At 47.4% G+C, this 20,153-nt stretch carries 20 protein-coding genes and 1 tRNA gene; 10 read left to right on the top strand and 11 right to left on the bottom strand.

The window, feature by feature from the left end; genetic code table 11:
• Positions 1-73: 73 nt before the first annotated feature.
• Positions 74-919 carry an alpha/beta fold hydrolase gene (locus tag EAT1B_RS00970; RefSeq protein ID WP_012726246.1) on the top strand — a complete coding sequence of 282 codons (846 nt, stop codon included), beginning with the start codon at positions 74-76 and terminating at the stop codon, positions 917-919.
• A gap of 23 nt (positions 920-942) precedes the next feature.
• On the opposite strand, the gene EAT1B_RS00965 is transcribed toward EAT1B_RS00970, so the two are convergent.
• The 7 genes from EAT1B_RS00965 to EAT1B_RS00935 form a co-directional block, all read right to left on the bottom strand.
• A complete protein-coding gene (locus tag EAT1B_RS00965; RefSeq protein WP_012726245.1) occupies positions 943-1,356 on the bottom strand; it encodes a hypothetical protein in 414 nt (137 codons plus the stop codon).
• Positions 1,357-1,457: 101 nt separating this feature from the next.
• Positions 1,458-2,876, bottom strand: a complete 1,419-nt coding sequence (locus EAT1B_RS00960; RefSeq protein ID WP_012726244.1) for a sucrose-6-phosphate hydrolase — start codon at positions 2,874-2,876, stop codon at positions 1,458-1,460.
• Positions 2,877-2,895: 19 nt separating this feature from the next.
• Positions 2,896-4,326: a sucrose-specific PTS transporter subunit IIBC gene (locus EAT1B_RS00955; RefSeq protein ID WP_012726243.1), complete on the bottom strand. Its 1,431-nt coding sequence runs from the start codon at positions 4,324-4,326 to the stop codon at positions 2,896-2,898.
• 2 nt (positions 4,327-4,328) lie between these two features.
• Entirely contained in the window at positions 4,329-5,267 is a 939-nt protein-coding gene (locus EAT1B_RS00950) for a carbohydrate kinase (protein WP_012726242.1), read from the bottom strand.
• A 107-nt stretch (positions 5,268-5,374) separates the two neighbouring features.
• Positions 5,375-6,364 carry a LacI family DNA-binding transcriptional regulator gene (locus tag EAT1B_RS00945; protein WP_012726241.1) on the bottom strand — a complete coding sequence of 330 codons (990 nt, stop codon included), beginning with the start codon at positions 6,362-6,364 and terminating at the stop codon, positions 5,375-5,377.
• Between the two features lie 47 nt (positions 6,365-6,411).
• Entirely contained in the window at positions 6,412-6,888 is a 477-nt protein-coding gene (locus EAT1B_RS00940) for a hypothetical protein (RefSeq protein WP_012726240.1), read from the bottom strand.
• Positions 6,889-6,975: 87 nt separating this feature from the next.
• Positions 6,976-7,839: a cation diffusion facilitator family transporter gene (locus tag EAT1B_RS00935; RefSeq protein WP_012726239.1), complete on the bottom strand. Its 864-nt coding sequence runs from the start codon at positions 7,837-7,839 to the stop codon at positions 6,976-6,978.
• Positions 7,840-8,021: 182 nt separating this feature from the next.
• On the opposite strand from EAT1B_RS00935, the gene EAT1B_RS00930 reads away from it, so the two are divergent.
• The 5 genes from EAT1B_RS00930 to EAT1B_RS00910 all read left to right on the top strand — a co-directional run bounded on the left by EAT1B_RS00930 (position 8,022) and on the right by EAT1B_RS00910 (position 12,879).
• A complete protein-coding gene (locus EAT1B_RS00930) occupies positions 8,022-8,333 on the top strand; it encodes a hypothetical protein (RefSeq protein WP_012726238.1) in 312 nt (103 codons plus the stop codon).
• 40 nt (positions 8,334-8,373) lie between these two features.
• Positions 8,374-9,165 (top strand): class I SAM-dependent methyltransferase, encoded by a 792-nt coding sequence (locus EAT1B_RS00925; protein ID WP_012726237.1) that lies wholly within the window; start codon positions 8,374-8,376, stop codon positions 9,163-9,165.
• Positions 9,166-9,318: 153 nt separating this feature from the next.
• Positions 9,319-11,697 (top strand): immune inhibitor A domain-containing protein, encoded by a 2,379-nt coding sequence (locus EAT1B_RS00920; protein WP_369794325.1) that lies wholly within the window; start codon positions 9,319-9,321, stop codon positions 11,695-11,697.
• A 107-nt stretch (positions 11,698-11,804) separates the two neighbouring features.
• Positions 11,805-11,875 (top strand) — tRNA-Thr (locus EAT1B_RS00915).
• Between the two features lie 308 nt (positions 11,876-12,183).
• On the top strand, positions 12,184-12,879 hold the full coding sequence (locus EAT1B_RS00910; protein WP_012726235.1) for a queuosine precursor transporter: 696 nt from the start codon (positions 12,184-12,186) through the stop codon (positions 12,877-12,879).
• Between the two features lie 37 nt (positions 12,880-12,916).
• Here the strand turns inward: EAT1B_RS00910 and EAT1B_RS00905 are convergent, their stop codons facing one another.
• Positions 12,917-13,165 (bottom strand): hypothetical protein, encoded by a 249-nt coding sequence (locus EAT1B_RS00905; RefSeq protein WP_012726234.1) that lies wholly within the window; start codon positions 13,163-13,165, stop codon positions 12,917-12,919.
• Between the two features lie 147 nt (positions 13,166-13,312).
• On the opposite strand from EAT1B_RS00905, the gene EAT1B_RS00900 reads away from it, so the two are divergent.
• The 3 genes from EAT1B_RS00900 (at position 13,313) to EAT1B_RS00890 (ending at position 14,731) form a co-directional block, all read left to right on the top strand.
• Positions 13,313-13,669: a PilZ domain-containing protein gene (locus EAT1B_RS00900; protein ID WP_012726233.1), complete on the top strand. Its 357-nt coding sequence runs from the start codon at positions 13,313-13,315 to the stop codon at positions 13,667-13,669.
• Between the two features lie 84 nt (positions 13,670-13,753).
• The gene (locus EAT1B_RS00895; protein ID WP_012726232.1) at positions 13,754-14,395 is read left to right on the top strand and encodes a hypothetical protein; all 642 of its coding nucleotides are present in this window, start codon (positions 13,754-13,756) and stop codon (positions 14,393-14,395) included.
• Between the two features lie 63 nt (positions 14,396-14,458).
• Positions 14,459-14,731, top strand: a complete 273-nt coding sequence (locus EAT1B_RS00890) for a hypothetical protein (protein ID WP_012726231.1) — start codon at positions 14,459-14,461, stop codon at positions 14,729-14,731.
• A gap of 62 nt (positions 14,732-14,793) precedes the next feature.
• Here the strand turns inward: EAT1B_RS00890 and EAT1B_RS16125 are convergent, their stop codons facing one another.
• Both EAT1B_RS16125 and EAT1B_RS00880 read right to left on the bottom strand, forming a co-directional pair.
• Entirely contained in the window at positions 14,794-14,922 is a 129-nt protein-coding gene (locus EAT1B_RS16125; protein ID WP_012726230.1) for a hypothetical protein, read from the bottom strand.
• Positions 14,923-14,982: 60 nt separating this feature from the next.
• A complete protein-coding gene (locus tag EAT1B_RS00880; protein WP_012726229.1) occupies positions 14,983-17,646 on the bottom strand; it encodes a cation-transporting P-type ATPase in 2,664 nt (887 codons plus the stop codon).
• 259 nt (positions 17,647-17,905) lie between these two features.
• Between EAT1B_RS00880 and EAT1B_RS00875 the strand changes: the two genes are divergently transcribed.
• Positions 17,906-18,940, top strand: coding sequence for a PTS sugar transporter subunit IIC (locus EAT1B_RS00875; protein WP_012726228.1), 1,035 nt, complete (start codon positions 17,906-17,908; stop codon positions 18,938-18,940).
• 172 nt (positions 18,941-19,112) lie between these two features.
• On the opposite strand, the gene EAT1B_RS00870 is transcribed toward EAT1B_RS00875, so the two are convergent.
• Positions 19,113-20,108 carry a Gfo/Idh/MocA family oxidoreductase gene (locus tag EAT1B_RS00870; protein WP_012726227.1) on the bottom strand — a complete coding sequence of 332 codons (996 nt, stop codon included), beginning with the start codon at positions 20,106-20,108 and terminating at the stop codon, positions 19,113-19,115.
• Between the last annotated feature and the right edge of the window lie 45 nt (positions 20,109-20,153).

Below are 20,153 nucleotides of genomic sequence, written 5' to 3'. Positions count from 1 at the left end.
AGACATTATCATTTTATTTCCACGAAATAAAGGTATTTTCCATTACAAACTGTTTAAGGAGGCGCCATCTCTAGTGAAATATTATGCACACGTCAACGGCTCAAAAATCGAATATATAGACCGTGGTCACGGTCCCGTCATCGTACTGATTCATGGGACCCAATCCTCAAGTCTAGAACCATACCATGTGGACCAACTCGTTTTGTCCGGTTTCCGGGTCATTGTCCCATCTCGGCCTGGATATGGAGAAACTCCCTACTCGTTTTCAGCATCCCCTCAAGCGTTTGCGTCACAACTCCATCACTTGATGCAGATGCTACAGATTGAGCGGTATCATGTATATGGCATCTCTGCCGGAGGACCGACCGCCATCGAGCTCGCTTCACAGAATCAGCGTGTACTCAGCTTGACACTCGCTGCCGCCGTAACGAGTGTCGTCGATTTCCCGTATCGGGACACGGTCAGTCGAAATATCGTCCAGCCGGCATTCATCGCCCTTCAATACATCATGAAACAGTTCATCGCTCGTGCCATTCAAAAACATCCATTCGAAGCGACGGCCCGTATGATTCAATCGACGAGTGTGTTGGCACTCGAGACGATTCGAGAAGAAGTGTCACCCTACGACATCTTCCTCCTCAAACGTGTCGCGAATCAGATGGCGTTTGGACTTGGCGCACAGTTCGATTTAAAACAACGAGTCTCAAGTGAGGTCTTACTCGGTGTCACCTGCCCGACCTACATCGTCCATTCAAAAAATGACAAGGCCGTCCCCGTTCGTCATGCGCATTACGCGAAGCGATTGATCCCGCATGCTCAGTTAACAATCCTGAACAGCCCAGGACACCTCATTTGGGTCGGACGACAAGCGAGAAAATCAGAGCGACAAATCGAACGGTTTATCCGATTCAACTCGTAAGCATCTCAAAAAGAGGTGCTTTTTTACGTATCTAACCCGAGGGCATCAATCAATTGATTCGTCGTATGTTCCGGTAGTCGCCAGATAACGTCTGTTCGTTCAAATTCTGTGATCACACTTGGATGGTCCGGTTGTCCGAGCCAAAGCTGATAGCGTTCTTGCTCGCCACCTTTAAATTGCAACAAGAGATCAAAATCGGGTGCCACTTCAATCTCAATGCCTTCGATTTCTTCTGAACTACGTAGCATTTCCGCGAACACCCGCACCTGGCTCAATTCATTAAACTCTAACTTCACTTCTGGATTCATTATTCCGCGCACCGTCGACTCCGCCACCATCACGCGTTCAACTTCTTCATTCTCAATTTCTCCAATCGGATCTCCAAATGGTGCGGTAATCGTTCGAATCGCATCAACCCACTTCATCATTTTATTCATTCTCTCACCTCTCTCTTCTCTTCATCTATACGTAGATCCTATCGAAACGGTTTCAACATTTTGAAAAATTAAAAAGCCGAGCAATCGCTCAGCTTTTACATTCATTCAAATTTCCAACCGACTAAACTTGCCCCGTCTCCGACGTAGCGGACCCGTTTCTCACCACCACTTGGGAAGACGCGAAGGGTTGCCACAGCGTCACCGTCGTTGACGAAACACTCGACACTCGACGAGTCGACATACAGATGAAGGGACGTGACCTCAATCACTTTTGTCCGGGTCGTCCCAAACTCCGTCGCGAACGGTTCACCCGCGTTTGTCCGATCGATGGTCAATTCGTGTGTGTCTTTCTCGTACCGAATCACGAGCGACTCATCTTCCGTCTTCAACAGTTCAAGCTCGAAGTCTTCCCCGGACGTCAACATTTTCAACTCATAACGTTCTGGCGAAACTACATCGATATGTGCACCTGATTCGTTTACGAACTGGCCTTGTCGGAGTTGTTCCATTTCTAGGACTGGGCGTTGTTTCAATACCCCATCTTCAAGCGATAGTTCTCGAGGAAGTGTCAACGCATGGGCCCAGCCGTACCGATCTGTCGGATATTCAATCTCCGGTAAGCCCATCCAGCCGACTAGAATACGACGACCATCATGCTCCGTCGTTTGCGGGGCGTAAAAATCGAACCCGAAGTCGAGCTCTTCAAATGACTCGTGCGTGAAGACGAGCGTTTCTAAATCAAGCGTACCTGTGACGTATCCAGATTGATAGATGTTGTGGTAGCGATGACCTTCAGGCTCAATCCCTTGCGGAGAAAAAATGAGGACATGCCTTCCATTCAGTTCAAACACGTCAGGACATTCCCACATGTAACCGAACTGCTCGAGCTCCGTCTTCACTTCACCTAAAAACGTCCAATCATTCAAGTCGGTCGAACGATATAAGACGACACATCCTGTCTCATCCGTTCGCTGTGCACCGACAATCGCATAATATGATCCATCTTCTTCCCATACTTTCGGATCGCGGAAATGTTCCGTGTAACCGACCGGAATATCCGGGATGGCCACGTTGCGCCGCTCGATCATCCCGTCACGTAAGACACCGATAATTTGCGAGGCGTGACGCGTCCAATCGTCCGTACGATGATTCCCGGTATACATGACGTGAAGGGTGTCGTTTACGACGAACCCACTTCCAGAATAGGCACCGTGGGAATCCTCCTTCGTTTCAGGGACTAACGCCACCCCGCGGTCGGTCCAATGGACGAGATTTTTCGAACTGACATGATACCAATGTTTGAGACCGTGAACTGGCCCGAGCGGGAACCATTGATAGAATAGATGGTACTCTCCATCGTAATATGCGAAGCCGTTCGGGTCATTGAGGAGGCCCGTCGGCGGCTGGATATGGTATCCAAACCGCCACGGGGATGCGGCCGTCTTTGCACGGAGCACCTCCATCTCGAGGGCGCTCACGTCACGGAGTGAACGATAACGTTCGGCCTTCGTCCAATTCATAGTGTCACTTCCTTTTTTGTTATGCGGCTTGTTTGACCGCTTCTTTTTTTGCTTGTCGTTTCGCGAGGATGAATGTCAATCCGAATGTCACGGCAAAGGCGATGGCCATGCCAATGATATACGAGATGATCGAACCTGGTGCGATTGAAATAATACCTGGTAATCCGGCAGCACCGAGCGCTACTGCCAATACGTCGTTTCCAACGATGAACGCAGAGGCGATGGCTGAACCAACGATGGCTGCGATGAACGGATAACGAAGTTTTAAGTTGACCCCGAACATGGCAGGCTCTGTGATTCCAAGTAGTGCAGAGATTCCTGATGCTGATGCGACCCCTTTCATCTTCTTATCAGCAGTCAAGAAGAAGACCGCAAGGGTAGCCGCCCCTTGTGCGACGTTCGACATCGCAGCGATTGGGAAGATGAACGATCCACCTGTTTCGGCGATATCAGCGAGAAGCTGTGTCTCAATCGCGATGAAGCTATGGTGCATCCCTGTAATAACGATTGGGGCGTAGAGAAGACCCATGATCAAGCCACCGACGAATCCGAGTGAATCATACGTCCACACCAACCCATCAATGATCAAGTTCCCTGCTTCACGAGTGATCGGTCCGACGAAAGCGAACGTGATGAACGCTGTGAAGAGGAGTGAGAGTAATGGCGTAAGCAAGATATCAAGTGACGCCGGCATAAACTTCCGAATGTTGATTTCAAGCTTCGATAAAATATACGTCGAGACGAGGACTGGTAAGACTTGTCCTTGGTATCCTAACTTCTCAATCTCGAGTCCGAAAATGTTCCAAACCGGAATCTCTTCAACACTTGCCTGAGCGTATGCATTGATCAAGTCCGGGTGAACCATGATCATCCCGAGCGCTGCACCCAGGTACGGGTTACCACCGAACCGTTTGGCTGCGGAGAACCCTATGAGTACAGGAAGGAAGACGAAGGCGGCGTTTGCGAACGTATTGATCATCGCTGCGAGGTCGGCCATGCCTGGATACTGGTCAATCAATGAACGTCCATCAAAGAACAAATCCGGTGCCGTCAATAAGTTGTTGATCCCCATCAAGAGACCGCCGGCGACGATGGCCGGGATGATTGGAACGAAGATATCCGATAACATTTTGACGAACTGTTGGAGCGGGTTCATTTTTTTCGCTCCGGCTGACTTCACGTCTGTCGTCGACATGTCTCCAAGACCAGTCAATTGTGAAAATTCCGCATAGACCTTGTTGACCGTACCTTGTCCGATGATGATTTGGTATTGTCCGCCTGTAGAGAATGTTCCCTTAACCACATCAAGTTGTTCGAGTGCTTTCTCATCGACCTTCGACTCATCGTTCAATACGAGTCGAAGGCGAGTCGCACAGTGCGCGGCTGCCGCAACGTTTTCTTTCCCACCAATCGCCTCTAGGATCGATGCTGCTTCTTTTTTGTAATCCATCTTCATTTCCCTCCTAACGTTTCATTCACAAGTTGTCGTGATGGAATTGCTGGAATTGCGCCATAAGCTGTACATGTCAATGCACCCGTTACGTTCGCATATTCAATGTCGGAACGTAAGCGCTCCGGGTCAAACCCGAGTGTTGCCAACCGATATAAGTAAGCTCCGACGAACGCATCTCCCGCTCCCGTCGAATCGATACTATTGATTGAGATTGAAGGAACGATTTCATGATGCGTGCTTGTCGCAATCAACGTCCCACGAGACCCTAGTGTGATGGCAATCTGTTTTGCACCTAATTCAAGCAGTGCACGAACAGCGTCTTCTAGTTGTTCTTCTCCGGTTAACAAGTGCGCTTCTTCTTCGCTCAATTTAATGAAGTCCGATTCCGCGATGAAGTGTCTCGCATCTTGTTTAAATTGCTCGAGATCCGTGATCAATGCATCCCGATAGTTCGGGTCGAACGAGATAAACAAGCCATCCCGCTTTGCAAATTGCAATAACTTAAAATACGCGTCTTTCAATTTCCCATCAAGTAGTGCTGTCGCCGAGCCGAAATGAATGATGTCTCCTGACTCGATCACCGATAAGTCGATCGACTCGAAGGCATACTCCCCGTCACTTCCGCGACGGAATGTGAAGTCCCGCTCTCCGTCCTCTTGAATCGATACGAATGCGAATGTCGTATCTCCAGACTCCACAAGGTTTTCTGTTCGGACGCCGTTCTCGACCAACGTCTGTTTCAAGAAGAGACCAAACGGGTCATCTCCAACCTGTCCGAGGAAACTGGATTGTCCCCCGTGCTTACTGACGACTGCCGCGACATTCGCAGGTGCGCCCCCCGCTTTCTTGACGAACGTCGTCCCGTTCACGAGATCGCTAGACGCATCCTCGCATACCCAGTCAATCAACAATTCGCCGATACAATGTACGGTGTTCATATCGTCCACCTCCAAAAATCATATGAGTTCTTTATACGATTGGTACCGGTTCCATTTTAGATTAAAAAATGTTGCGGAACCGGTTCCGCAACACAAATGTAAACGATTTAATTCAACTTGTCAACGCTTTCGCGCACTTTTAATTCAAAAATTGTGAACGTTTTCATTGGGACGTGTTCACCGTGTAAGAGCTGTAGCATCATGTCAGCTGCTTTCGCCCCAGTTCGGCGATAAGGTAGGTGCACCGTCGTGATGGATGGATGCAGGACTTCCGTGAAATCATATCCACCGAATCCACTGACAGAGACATCTCTTGGGACAGAGACCCCTTGATTCGCTAATCCTTTCAAGACGCCTAACGCAATGTTGTCGGTCGCACAGACGATCAAGGAAATAGTGCCGACCTCATCCGCCAACTGTTCACCAATTGGAATGGCGTCCTCAATCTTAAACGTCGTTTGAATGATGTTGACATTTGACTCTGACTCTTGAAACGCCTTCAAAAATCCGTCGCGGCGTGCTTGACCGACAGCGATATCCGATTCATACACCCCGACATAGACAACGTTTCGATGACCCCACTCCGTGAATCGTGTGCCGAGCGCATAGGCCGCTTCATGGTCCGGATAGACGAGACTATGCACGTTGTCATGTTGTTGCCCGATCAACAAGACGGGAATTTGAATCGTCTCAATCGCCTCAAGGTGACGTTCTGTGACCGTCGTCCCGAGCCAGATGATTCCGGCAACTTTTTGTTTCGCCAAATTATATAGCTGTTCGATTTCTCGTTCCGTCTGTTGCGCTGTATTGACGACGAGCATTTGATATCCTCGTTCCGTGAGCTGTTCATCAATCCCCATCATCGTCCGTGAGGCGGCATACGAATCGAGCCGTGGAACGATGACCCCAATCATCTTCGTCTGCTTCGACTTGAGACTTTGCGCGAACTGATTCGGCTCATAATTCGTATCTCGAATGACCCGGTCGAGTTTTTCCCTTGTTGCCTTGCCGACCGACCCACCGTTCAGATAGCGTGAGACCGTACTTTTTGCGACCCCAGCGAGCTCGGCAATGTCTTTAATGGTGACTTGCTTCATCCTTACCCCTCCATATGAAAAAAGCTGACGTGCGCGACGCCGTCAGCTTAATGGTTTACTACATATCGTTTCTTGAAATTTAAATAATAAAGACCGTTTCGCTTTTCAAATCCGTTTTGAACGAGCACTTGATGCATCTCTTGTTGATGTGGGCTCGTCGGCGGGATGCCTGCCCGGACCGTTTGTCCATCCATCAAATTGGAGTCCAATAAGGCAAGTCGCAAACCTTCCGTCGCATATCCTTTGTTTTTGTATGCATCGAACACCATCAGGTCGAGTTGGTACACTCGGGCGAGCTTGAGCAACAAGACTTTACCGACCAGTTTGTCATCGACCATCAAGTCGTAATAGAAGTCCTCACCATAACTATGCTCTTCTGCGTGATAAAGTTGCTCGGACCCCATTTCTTCGAGGATCCCTTTCAACTCTTCAGCAGAAACGCCATATGCGTTTTCTCCATACTTCTGAAAATGTTCATATTCAATCTCATCAATCTGGCGAATAGGTTGACGCACGATGTTCATCCCGTGCCCTCCTTAACTAGTAGTTCAATATCTGTCTGCGCTTATTATAAACGAATCCCTTCATGAAGCGCAAAAGATAACCGAACGTCAAATCGGTTCGATATGAATATGCACCGAGTCGACCGCATGCTGTTCATCTAATTTCCGTTCGATGTCATCACATAATTCATGGGCCGCGTCCACGGTCAAATCGCCATCGACTGCAATCGTCACATCGAGCATCACGTGATTCCCTAGATGACGCCCTTTGATTTCCCGAACTTCTTTCACCCGCTCAAATTGTTCAATCGTCTCCTCATAGGACTCGACGAGGTGAGGAGGGAACCCGTCAGAAAGCTGATGGGTGGCATCTAAAAAGATTTGGATCGCTGTCCGGATGATCATGCCGGCAATCACAATTGCTAAGACCGTGTCCATCCAGGGCAGTTGGAAATAAGCAAATAGCACACCAAGCGTGGCTCCGACTGAAATCATCGCATCGGCCAAATTGTCTTTCGCCGCAGCCTTAAGTGCCAATGACTTTGTCTTCTTCGAGAGGTTCAAGTTGAACCGATACACCCCGAACATGACGAGCGCACTGACGAAGGCGACGACCGCCGCCAACTGGTTCGGCTCTGTATACTCGCCCCCGATTAAATTCGACAGACTGTTAAAGAAGACGAAAACACCGACCGCAATCATAATCAATGAAGCGATGAGTGCAGAGATCGTCTCCATCTTCGCATGACCATATTTATGCTCGGCATCCCGAGGCAATGCCGCAACCCGAATGCCGATATAGACGGCGACCGATGCGATAATATCCGTCGTATTGTTGAATCCATCGGCTAGGACCGCCTCAGATTCATATAAGTATCCGAAGAATACCTTTAGTATAGATAAGATCAAATATGCCGTAATCGACACAATCGCTCCTTTGAGCGCTTTTGGTGGATGATTTGTTGTTTCCATCCGCCCACCTCCTTAATCAGCTCAGTTAGTATAGCAGGTGAACTTCGTGTAGGGATAGAGAAACAATGTTTCTTACAGTCAAAATAAATGGAATATATTCCCGGTAGTTTCGTTTAACAAATTTTATGGTAAAGTAAACAGGAAGAGACCTTAGGGTTAAACCGCAAAAAGAGGTGAAACAGATGTTCACAGAACGTGATGGGATCAAATTACGATTGGAACAAATTGACAGATTGTTAATCGATTTGAATCGCGAGGCAAAGCAATTGATGGCACGTCTCCGCGAATTAGATGCTTCTGGTGAAAATCCGCACGAAGTATCTTTGAAACCTGAAGAACGCGATACGTTGAAATCGTCAATCGATGAAACGCTTGAAGCGCTACAAAGCCGTTCAAAACGTCCGATGAACGTGAACGACGAGAAGAAGAAAGAACTCGCTTCTCATAAAGCACTCATCGATGAATTATCAGACTTACTCAGCAAGAAAAAATGAGACGCACCTGCGTCTCATTTTTTATGAAGGAGCCCGAATCATGTATATTGTAACCACTTGTTTACGTCCGACAGATGATGTCTTATCTCGAGCACATTCGCATGCCGCAGCGTACAAGATAACATTTGTCGACCGGCGCAAACTTTCCATCGACGAGTTGAAGAAACGTCATCAACGAGATGTACTTGTATTTGATAAACGACGTGTCGAATTCACACCTCTGCATAGTAAAGAACCGTTCTTTTTCCACCCATCGAGCTCCGTCTTTCGGGTGAAGCAACTGAGCCGAGGCGGAACAGACCCACTCATTGACGCCATGCAAGCAACTCCAGGTGATCATATTCTAGATTGTACACTCGGACTCGGCTCGGACAGTATCGTCATGAGCCATGTCGCCGGTTCAAACGGTAAAGTTATCGGCCTTGAGAGTCAGTTCATTACGGCACAACTCGTCCGAGAAGGCATGTCCGTGTGGGTCGAAAAAGATGAGCAGGTCAATGAGGCGATGCGACGCATTGAGGTCGTTCACTCCAACTCTCTCGACTATTTAAAAACGTGTGCGGATAATTCGTTTGATTGTATCTACTTTGATCCGATGTTTGAAAAGACGATTTCAGAATCGGTTCATCTGAACCCACTTCGCACAATCGCCGACACTTCCCCTCTCACGCAAGAATTGATTACCGAAGCAACACGAGTAGCCAAGAAACGAATTGTCTTGAAGGCGCATTTTGAGAGCGATACCTTTGAACGGTACGGTTTCACTCACATAAAACGTAAAACGTCGAAGTTCCATTATGGATATATCGACCTTGAGTCTAAGTCTATTTAGTCAAATTGAACTAAATAGGTCTTTAGACTCCTTTTTTGTTTATTATTTTCTGAATATTGACATTAATCAGACACAAAGAGTACATTTACAACAAGCTCACACATTTTCCCATTATTTTTTAACAGGAGGTTCACACAAATGAAAAAACGTTCCATCCGTCGAACGACACTCGCGGCTCTCATGACATCTGCCATGACAGTCAGTATCGTTCCGGCAGCTGGTGCTGCACCCCTCTCGGTTGCACCATCGGTTCCGACAACGAGCGAGCTCGCTCCATTCGACCACAACATCATCGATGAAGAGCGTCTCGCGAAAGCTCTCGAGAAACGTGGCGTCATCAAAAAAGGATTGTCCGCATCTGAACGCATGAAAGCAGTCGATGCGTATATCGCGAAAAAACAAGGTGAAGCGAAAGATCCACATAAGCACGACGACAAAGTGAACGAGAAGGCTTCGAAAGCAAAAGAGAAGATACATACTCAATTCGAAAAGGAATCAAAACGAATTCTTGATAAAGCGAAAAAAGGGCAAGGAAATTACCGTAAAGGGAAACCGAACGGTCAAGTAAAAGTATCTCCTGCCCAGCAATCTGCATACAATGGTTCGGTACGTGAAGATAAAGTCCTCGTTCTCCTCGTCGAGTACAGCGACTTCAAACACAATAACATCATCCAAGAGCCGGGCTATATGTACAGCGATAACTTCAGTAAAGAACATTACGAAAAGTATATGTTCGGTGATCAACAATTTGAACTCTTTAACGGTGAAAAGGTTCAAACGTTCAAACAATACTATGAAGAACAATCAGGCGGAAGTTATACGGTCGATGGTGAGGTTTCGGAGTGGTTGACCGTTCCGGGAACCGCGAAAGACTATGGAGCTGACAAAGGTGATGGCGGACATGATAACGTCGGACCAGGACCACGTCAACTCGTCAAAGATGCGTTGAATGCTGCGGTCGCATCTGGAATCGATTTGAAAGAACATGATCAATACGACCTTTACGATTTGGATGGAGACGGTGACTTCAATGAGCCGGACGGTCTCGTTGACCACTTGATGATCATCCACGCTGGGACTGGTCAAGAAGCGGGTGGCGGTGCGCTCGGTGACGATGCGGTATGGTCACATCGCTGGGTTCTTAACGGTGTTTATCCAGTAGCCAACACAGAAGCTGCAGTTCCTTACTGGGGTGGGAAAATGGCTGCATATGATTACACGATTCAACCTGAAGATGGTGCGGTCGGCGTTTTCGCACACGAGTTCGGACATGACCTCGGTCTTCCAGATGAGTACGATACGCAGTACACAGGTCAAGGTGAGCCGGTACAATCATGGTCGATCATGAGTGGCGGTAGCTGGGCTGGTAAAGTCGCTGGTACGGAGCCAACAAGCTTCTCACCACAAAACAAAGAATACTTCCAAAAAATCATGGGTGGAAACTGGGCAAACATCACAGAAGTCGACCTTGAAGACATCAACTCCCAAGGGTTCGTCGCACAACTCGACCAATCTGTGACGAAATCAAACAACCCAGGCATCGTCAAAGTCAACCTTCCTGATAAGAAGATTAAAGGAATCGAACCAGCTTATGGCGATCGCTACTATTACTCGACAAAAGGTGACGACATCCATACTGAGATGGCAACACCAGCTGTGAAACTCGGTGCGGACGGAGTCCTCGCATTCGATTCATTCTATGAAGTCGAATCGGACTATGATTACTTGTACATCAAAGCCCTCAGTGGTGGTCAAGAAGTCGTTCTCGATGTATTCGGTGACGACGTCAACGGCGCAAACGAAGCAGGCTACCCTGCTGAGACGACGAACGGTGCATGGGTCAACAAATCATACGACCTCTCACAATTCGCTGGACAAGATGTTCAAATCGTCTTTGAATACGTGACAGACGGCGGTGTCGCTATGAAAGGCTTCGCAGTCGACAACTTGTCAATCAAATCAGAATCAGCAACACTCTTCGCAGATGATGCGGAAGGCGCTGAAGCCGTGACGCTCGATGGATTCGTCTCTTCAGACGGATACGATTCAAAACCACACTATTACTACCTTGAGTGGCGTAACCACGCCGGGTCGGATATGGGTCTTCTCAACGGCCGCGGCGTGAAATATAACACTGGTCTTGTCGTTTGGTATGGTGATGACTCGTTCACAGACAACTGGGTCGGTGTCCACCCTGGTGAAGGCTTCCTCGGTGTCGTCGATTCACATCCTGAAGCGCTCATCGGTAACTTGAACGGTCAACAGACAGTCGCAGGTAGTACACGTTACCAAATTGCTGATGCGGCGTTCAGTCTCGATAAGACGCTCGCTTGGTATATCGATTCACCGAGTCGTGGCGTGTACGATTACAAAGCACAGCCTGGCGTGAAGCAGTTCAATGATGCAAACTCTTACATCAACTCGCTTATTCCAGATGCAGGACGCAAACTTCCGCAATACGGTCTCGTCATTGACGTAGTCGGTGAAGCGAAAGACAACTCTGCAGGTGCCGTTTGGATCCGTACAAAATAATGATGTAGCATTCGACCTCCAGTCTTCCTTTATCGAAGATTGGAGGTCTTATTATTCTAAAAAAGCTTGAAAACGACGAATAATCTGTGTAACATAGTTGGTGTAACGCCTCTGTAGGTTAGTGGCAGACCTCAGCAATGGTAATGCTGCAGCACGAGTTCGATTCTCGTCGGAGGCATCAAGAATACCGCTCAACCAAGCGGTTCAGAGCACTTCCTGTTTATGACAGGAGGTGCTTTCTTTTTGCCTGTTCCCACTTTGTTCCCACTTTCCTAATTTTCATGTCGCGAGCATCAATTTGTCGAACGATTGCATTTCACAGGGAATTTCCACTAGCACTTTTTTGACATACAAGAAGGTTATTTAATTTTACAGTGTTTACTTAAGTGGACCCTCTCCCTCCCCCCTCTCCTTGACATCATTTCCGTTCCTCTATAAACTTGAAAAGTTGAAATCATTGAATAGTTAGAGGAAGGAGCATGATTCATGCTAAACGAATGGTTATGGATTCCTTCTGCCATCCTTACACTCGGACTACTCGTCCTCAGTTACAAGTTATTCGGACGAGTCGGCTTATATGCTTGGATTGCGATGGCTTCGGTCGTTGCAAACATTCAAGTCACGCAACAGATTGTAATTGGCGGATACATTTTCACGCTCGGTAACATCGTCTACGGTTCGCTCTACTTGGCAACCGATATTTTGAACGAAAAACATGGGCGAGCGGCTGCCCGTAAAGGCGTATGGCTCGGATTTTTCATCTTGATCGTCTCAACGGTACTCATGCAATATGCACTTTTATATGAGCCGTTTGAAGAGGCTCTGTTCATGCATGAAAGCTTCGAGGCACTCTTCTCGATGCTGCCATTGATCACACTCGGTAGCCTTGCCGCCTATTTGGTCTCTCAATTGTTCGATGTCTTCGTCTATTCGAAGATTCGTGCAAAAACGGGTGAGAAAAAGCTTTGGCTCCGTACGACGGGTTCGACCGTCTTATCCCAATTGATTGATACGTTCACGTTCTGTATCATCGCATTCTGGGGAATGGAATGGGACATTTGGTGGAACATCTTTATCACGACATACGTGGCCAAGTTTGTGATCGCGTGGATGGCGACACCGTTCATGTATTACGCAAAACGGACAAATCCACAAGACGACACCGAACAGGACGCCGCATAAGAAAAGCCGTAACTTCATGTTGAAGTTACGGCTTTTCCTATGGTCGTTCGATCTGGATACGCACAGCATACGGACGGGCTTCTTCAATCGACGCCGACTCTCGACAGACGGTAATCGCTTTGAACGCGTCAATGGCGACCGCCTCGATGGTATGATCGTTCGTTTCGACTTCAAGAATGGTATAAGCAGGTAAGCGCTCGAGTTTAACCCACTCCCCGTTACGTTTTTTTTCATAGATGACTGGTGATTGAATCGAGTAACGTCGGAGTAAATCATGGACATTCATCTGATCTCCTCCCTATTCAAATCGTACATCCATTATAGAAAGCGCTTTCACTTTTGTAAAGCGAGTACACTTTAATTTTATACAATTTTCCACTTCATTTTGAATTCAATTTTACCGATAAAAGAAGTAAAGAAATGGGGTGAATTGATGCGTTATCGCCGACAGGAGACGTTCCGCTATATCCTACCGAATCCCCGTACCATCCCTTATCGACTTGTTTGGGAAGAAAAAGAACTTTATGATGGGGAAGGATTGCTCCTCAATGTAAGTTCTCATGGATTAAAACTGCGTTCGGACTATCTCTTCCCACTCTCTGATGATTTACAGGTCCATTTTCTTTTCGACCTCGTTCCGACGCTTCAACCGATCGAACTCATGGGACATGTCAGACACCGTGGCCAAACGGGCTCGCTGTATGATTATGGGATCATGCTTGATGTGAAGGCTGACGAAACTCAGCAACTCGTCACGATGATTAAAACGTATGCACGTGAAAATAAATGAGAACATGCGTCAGGCATCTTCTCATTTTTTCGTGTCTCCAAAAGAGGGTATACTACAACTATCAACCATTGACGAGGTGTTCGTATGACAAGAAAATTCTTATTGATTCCTTGGGGACTGGCAATTGCATTCGCCGTCATCGGTCCAAATGTCCCGTTCGACGGACGCTTTCTTCTCGATTTTGTGACATATAATACCGAGGCGTATGAAGGCTATTCTCTATCGCTCTTTAGTATCTTAGGGGTGTTTCCCCTGGCGATGTTTCCACTTCTTTGGTCAGAAGTGAACCAGCTCAAACCAAATCCACTTATCGCCGCCATCAGTAGTTTTTTCGTTGGGGGATTTCTGCTTGCTCCTTATTTGGCATTTGCGAGACAGTCACCTTATCCGACCCCGGTCAAACCACTGCCGACCCGTATCCTCGGCGTTGTGCTTTTACTGGTGACAATCGGGTTGTTCATCGCTGCAGCCAATACCGGAAATGTTGCTGAATACTGGTCATATGTGGAGAACAATCAATTTGTTCGTACGATGACCGTTGATTTCTTCTTGTTGGCATTCATTCAAATCACGTTAATGAATCGGGATGCGAAACGCTATAAAATGAGTTTATGGCCGCTCCCGTATATCCCGTTGTTCGGTCTCATTTTCTGGCTCATGATTCGCCATCAAAAACCGTTCAATGAAGCACCTCCGAAGCGTGAGCGGGCTGAAATGAAACATTGAGTACCCGTTTTTCATCAGAAACGGCTATACTAGAAATTAGTTTTTAATGAAGGAGACCATCACATGCGTTATTTCCAAGTCACCTCTTACGTGACTGTCAAAAATGAAGAACTCGAATTCAATGAATATGTAAAAGTGCCAAACCAAAAGGTCGATCAGTTTTTGAAAGACACATTGGAACTCGATCTATACGATGACCAAGTGACATTGCGCGAGTGTGTTGTCGCAAAAGGGAAATGGGAATGCCCGGTCGGTGATTTTGTCATCACGGAACATATGAACGAGAAAGCATTCAATCGGCTACAAAATAGCCGCTCTGTAAAGTCAACGTCATAAACCAACTCAAAAAGATCCTCCTAGCTTATTCAGCTAGGAGGATCTTTTACCTGTTACACGCTTTATTCGTTCGATTCTTCCTCTGGATCAGGGTCAGGATGCTGTGTCGGAGCCGGTTTTTGCGCCGGGTTCGATTCATCATCCGGTAGCGGATCCGGGTGAACCCCTGGTTGTGATTCGTCACGCTTCATCGTATCCCTCCTTCATGTTTACTCCACTTGTTTATCCTTTTTTCACATGAATGAAACGTATCAGTGTATATTCCGGTTGCCGATGACACGTCTGGAGATCGCCTTCTCAATTTCAACGATGATAAAGACGACGGCACCAAATGCCACTGGATAAATCCAATCTTCCCACGTTAATGGAGCGGTACCGAATAACGTGTGCATAAACGGTACGTACGTGATGAACAATTGTAGGGCAATGAGTAAAGCCGATACGAGAAACGCAATCTTATTGTCAAAGAAATGACGGTTGAATGCAGGTGCCAACTCCGTACGGCAGTTGTACAAGTGGAAAAGCTGTGCCATGACGATGGCATTTAAGGTGATCGTTTGTAATTTCTCGGTCGAGTAGTCGAAATCCCCGAGCATGTAGTTGATCCATAAACTACCGCCCCCGATAATGATCGAAACGAAGGTGACGCGGAAGATATAGTATCGGCTGAGTAGCGGCACATTGGCCGGACGTGGCGGTCGTTTCATCGTACTCTCTTCGAGCGGCTCGAAAGCGATCGCTAAGGAGAGGGTAATCGCGACGACCATGTTGACCCATAAAATCTGCACAGGACTGAGCGGTGCGGCCGCTCCGAGCAAGATACTCATTGCCACAAGCAACGCTTGACCACCGTTTGTCGGAAGCAAGAAGAGAATGGTTTTCTTCAAGTTATCATACACCCGTCGCCCTTCTCGAACGGCGTTATAGATTGTTTTGAAGTTGTCATCAACGAGAACCATCTGAGATGCTTCTTTCGCTACTTCCGTCCCTTTAATTCCCATTGCTACCCCAATGTCAGCACGTTTTAAGGCAGGCGCATCGTTCACACCATCTCCTGTCATCGATGTAATCAGACCGTTCTCTTGCAATCCTTTGACGAGACGAAGCTTGTCGTTAGGGCTGGTCCGTGCGAATACATCGTTATGAACGGACGCCTCTTTGATTTCTTCATCTGTCATATCCGTCAATTCACGACCTTCGAGCGCGCCTTCCACTTCCATGCCTAGTTCTTTTGCAATCGCGACAGCGGTATCTTTATGGTCTCCCGTAATCATTTTAATTCGAATCCCAGCATCACGACACGCGGCGACCGCATCGATGGCCTCTTGTCGAGGTGGATCGACGATTCCGAACAATCCGAGGAAAGTCAGACCATCTTCAACATCTTCATGGTCGATTGACGCTTTTGAACTGTCGACACGTTTCAAGCCGGCACCCAGAACGCGTTGACCACGGTCTGCAATCTCTTTTCGTTTTTCATCCCAATAGTCTTGTTTAAAGTCTTCAGACGAAGCCATATCAAAGAGTCGGTCCGGGGCACCTTTGACGAATATCATTCGCTCTCCTTTGTAATCGACGAGCGTCGCCATGTATTTATATTCAGAATCGAACGGGATCTTGGAGATGACTTTTAAACGTTCGATTGGGCGCTCAGCCTTCTCAGCAACCGTCAACAGACAAGCCTCGGTTGGATCACCGTTGATGACCCAGTCGCCGTCTTCTTCATTCAACTGAGAATCGTTACACGTCTTCCCGACGGTTAACAGGTCAATCATGGATTCATCATCATCCAAGTCAAACGGTTGACCATTCAATTCGAGATCTCCATTCGGGGCATATCCGCTACCGGAGACTTCGATATCATGCTTCGCTGTCACGATTTGTTTGACGGTCATCTCATTTTTTGTCAATGTACCCGTCTTATCCGTACAAATGACAGATACAGCACCTAACGTCTCGACAGATGGTAGACTTCGGACAATCGCTTTTTGTTCGGCCATATTTCGGACGCCGAGCGCCAAAATGATGGAGATGACGGCAGGCAATCCTTCAGGAATTGCCGCAACGGCAAGACCGATTGTCGTCAGCATCAATTCGACCGGTTCATAATCCCGTAAAAAGTAGCCGAACGCATAAATCACGACGGAGATGATCAAGATGGCGATGGACACTGTTTGACCAAACTTGGTCGTCTGGCGAATCAGAGGGGTTTTGACGGTCTGCACTTCTGAAATCGAAGCGTTGATTTGACCGAGCTCTGTCCCTTCACCGATGGCTGTCACGATAGCTTTTGCACTTCCCGTCGCGACACTCGTTCCCGAGTACACCATGTTTTTCCGGTCGGCCAATACCGCTTCTTCTTTCACGACGTCTGATTTTTTCTCAACAGTCGTCGCCTCTCCCGTTAACGCCGATTCCTCGACCTTAAACTTTTCGGCTTGCACGACACGGGCATCGGCCGGCACTTTGTCACCGGCAGCAAGCACAAGCACATCCCCGACGACCAGGTCACTCGAGTCGATTTCGGATTGCTTGCCGTTTCGAACGATGGTCGCCTTTGTTTCTAACAATTTTTTGATTCCTTCTAGCGCCTCTTCGGCCTTATTCTCTTGAAGATATCCGACGACGCCGATAATCGTGACGACTAGCACGATGACGATCGTGTCAATGTACTCTCCTAAGAATCCTGTGACGACGGCAGCCGCTAATAAGACATACACGAGAACGTCATTGAATTGTCTTAGAAATTTTATGATTTCAGGGGTTTTTTCTTTCTCCGGCAACACGTTTTTGCCGAATTCATCTTGACGACTTGTGACACTTTCTGTTGTCAGACCTGATTCAAGATCCGTCTCCACATGGGTTCGCACCTCATCTACTTCGAGCGCATGCCACGGTCTGTCTTCGTTCTGCATGATTCATCCTCCTCGACCAATACTTTTTGAAAAGTCTTTCCTCTATCTGTTCCCAATCTCATGCGGCTCGACACGTACAAACTTGTAGAATTGATGTCATTTTTCAAAGAAAACGCTTTCTTGATTTGGATTTTCTAATTGTAACCGGTATCATTGTTCAATTTTGATTTTTCTTCTGAAAATGGCTTTACAGAAGTCTTTCTATGCACGAATATAGAATAAATTATGAATAAATAGAGATAGAAAGAAGGAAGAGTTTATGGTCATTATTCAAGGAATCGCACTTTTACTGCTCATCCTCGCCTTGTTCACGCTGTTTAGTTATAAGGCGCCATTCGGAATGAAGGCAATGGGCGCCCTTGCTGGAGCGGCCATCGCGAGTTTCCTCGTCGAAGCGTTTAATGCGTATGCCATCGGCGGATTGCTACCACTCCCTCTTTATGAAGAAGTCGGTCAGGCGGCAGGCGCCTTGTCGGGTCCTGCCGCTGCGGCACTCGTCGCCATCGCACTCGGGATCAACCCCGTCTATAGTTTGATGATCGGGTTGTCCGTATCAGGATTCGGAATCCTTCCTGGATTTTTCGCCGGTTACATCTTGGCTTTAGCCGGCACTCGAATCAATCGCTATCTGCCGACCGGCGTCGATATGATTTTCTACGTCATCGTGATGGCACCGCTCGCCCGTCTCGTCGCGACCGGGGTAGACCCACTCGTGACAAATACACTTGAACAAATCGGAGCTGTCATCGAACTCGCAGCAACTCAAAATCCGGTCGTCATGGGTCTCGTCTTAGGAGGGATCGTCACGGTCGTATCGACATCACCTCTCAGTTCGATGGCCTTGACGGCGATGCTCGGTTTGACCGGGGTCCCGATGGCGATTGCCGCGCTCGCGTTGACCGCGTCCATCTCAATGAATTACTTGTTGTTCCGTCAATTGAAAATCGGCACAAAGAAAGATCAGCTCTCTGTCGCCATCGAACCGTTGACGCAAGCTGACCTCATTTCTGCTAACCCGATTCCGATTTACAGTGTCAACTTTGTCGGTGGAGCCATCGCCGGATTGATTGTCGCCATGACCGGTATGATCAACGATGCGCCGGGTTCGGCAGCCGGGATTCCGGGACTTCTAGTCATGTATGGTTTCAACGATTGGCAAACGGTCACCTTCACAGCCGTCGTGCTGTTCATCCTTGGGATCGGTTTCGGCTTGATTGGAAGTCGTTTGTTCAAAAATTTCCCGATTGTCCGTCATACGGAAAAAGTCGAATCGACAGAAGAAGATGCGGCCTAATCAAAAAATCGATGCACGCTCGAACGAATTGTTCAGCGGCATCGATTTTTTATTATGACTCGTATGATTGTTCTTACAATAGAAAAGTGTCGACACGTTCACAAAGAAATCATCGCACGTTCTTTCCAATTGTGAATTGATCACCGGTTTAGTAAATCAACGAAAAAGCGTGTCAATCTACTGTGAGTACTTTTCCTGTCTCACTGGATTGACGAGAAAGTTCAATCAAGCGGGTTGTCAATGTTGCATCTTGTAATGAAACGACTGGTTGCCGTACTTCATAACTATGGGCCAACTGTTGATAATACGACAAATAGCTCCCTTTCTCGATTTGAATCGATGCAACCTCTTCTTTCGATAATACGCCAGTCTCTAATAAATCACTTTCTAACTTGCCATGCTTCAGAGCCTCTTCTTGAGGATCAAGTCCATATTTCACGAAACTTCCATGCGTGCCGTGCACTTCAAACCGAGGTGTTTCTCCAGCGATGAACGGGTTCGAACGAAGGTATACTCGCTTTTCACCATAATAGAATGTCAGATGAAACCCATCATCGGATTGTCCGCCATCCCGTTGAATCATCACATCTGCTTGAATACAATCTGGCTTTCCAAACAAGGCGAGAGTTTGATCAATCAGATGACTTCCTAAGTCGAATAAAATACCTGAACCGGGTCCTGCATTTTCACGCCACCGGTCACGTACATTCGGACGGAAACGATCAAATCGAGATTCAACCACCTTCCAGTCTCCTATTTCATTCGAATCAAGTAACGACTTAACTGTCAAGAAGTCTCCGTCGTAACGACGGTTTTGATAAACGTTGACGATGCCCTTCGATTTCGCTTCAAGTTTCATCAACTCATATCCTTCTTCCGTTGTCAGAAATGCTGGTTTTTCAACGAGCACATCTTTTCCTGCCTCGAGACAGGCAACAATCATCTCTTTATGTAAATGCGACGGTGTCGTGATGACATATAGAGAAGCATCCGATTGAAGCGCCTCGTCTAATGTCGTATATACCGTGGCATCAGGTAATTCAGCCTGCACTTCTTCCGGGCGCGATGACACGACCCCCCTCACTTCAAATGAATCGATGGCCTTTAAGAACGGCAAATGGAACGTGTTTGCCGAGAATCCGAATCCTACCAACATGGTTTTAATCATATAAAACCCTCCTTTTCGCTTTTGTTATTATATCAAAAAAAGGGT

The sequence above is a fragment of the Exiguobacterium sp. AT1b genome, from assembly GCF_000023045.1.
Lineage (GTDB): Bacteria > Bacillota > Bacilli > Exiguobacteriales > Exiguobacteriaceae > Exiguobacterium.
This window is presented reverse-complemented; position numbering and strand designations above follow the sequence as displayed.